Origin of the sequence: Myxococcus sp. CA039A, assembly GCF_013336645.1 — a bacterium.
Classification (GTDB): Bacteria; Myxococcota; Myxococcia; order Myxococcales; family Myxococcaceae; genus Myxococcus; species Myxococcus llanfairpwllgwyngyllgogerychwyrndrobwllllantysiliogogogochensis.
The window spans coordinates 1-1,001 of the sequence record NZ_JABUMQ010000700.1 but is presented as its reverse complement, the minus strand read 5'-3'; the positions used below and the strand labels follow the sequence as shown (position 1 = coordinate 1,001).

Here is a 1,001-nt window from a genome sequence, read left to right as displayed (position 1 = left end):
ACGGACCTGGAGGCCGTGCCCGAAGCCTCGCGTGAGACAGAAGCGCGGCGACTGGCCCAACTCGAAGCGCAGAAGCCGTTCGAGCTCTCCCAGGCCCCGCTGCTCCGTGCTTCCGTGCTTCGCCTCTCCGAGCAGCGCCACATCCTGCTCGTCACCGTCCACCACATCGTCTCGGACGGCTGGTCCAGCGGCATCCTCACGCGGGAAGTCGGAGCGCTCTACGCCGCGTTTGCCCAGGGACTCCCCTCGCCGCTCGCGCCGCTGGAGCTTCAGTACGCGGACTACGCGGCGTGGCAGCGAGGCTGGCTGCGCGACGAAGCCCTCTCCAAGCAGGTGAGCTGGTGGCGAGGTCAGCTCGCCGGGGCTCCCCACGCACTGGAGCTGCCCACCGACAGGCCGCGTCCTCCCGTTCAGACGGCGAACGGCGGCACGCTCCCCATCGAGCTGGGCTCGCAGCTCACCGCCGAGCTGCGCGCGCTGTGCCTGCGTGAAGGCGTCACGCCCTTCATGGCTCTGCTGTCCGCGTTCCAGGTGTTGCTCGCTCGCTACTCGGGCCAGGACGACATCGTCGTCGGCTCGCCCATCGCGAATCGGCAGCGCTCGGAGATAGAGGGCATCGTCGGCTTCTTCGTCAACACGCTCGCGCTGCGCGCACGACTGACGGGGGAGATGACGTTCCGCGAGTTGCTGACCCAGGTGAAGGAGATGACGCTCGGCGCGTACACTCACCAGGACGTGCCCTTCGAGAAGCTCGTCGACGAGCTGAAGCCCGAGCGCGACCTGAGCCGGTCTCCGCTCTTCCAGGTCATGTTCGCTCTTCAGAACACGGGCCGCTCGGCCGGGCCGGAGGACGGTGAGGAGAAGAGTCCGCTCGAGCCGATGCAGGTGGACAGCGGCACGGCCAAGTTCGACCTGTCCCTGCTCTGCGGTGACTTCGGCGACGACATCGGCGGCCTGCTCGAGTTCAACACCGACCTGTTCGACCGAAGCACCGCGGAGCG

The 1,001-nt window shown here is 68.1% G+C and carries 1 protein-coding gene; it reads left to right on the top strand.

The features are described from left to right. Positions 1 to 15 precede the first annotated feature (15 nt). The coding region (locus HR086_RS47120) for a condensation domain-containing protein (RefSeq protein ID WP_373564459.1) at positions 16 to 1,001 on the top strand (986 nt) is incomplete at its 3' end.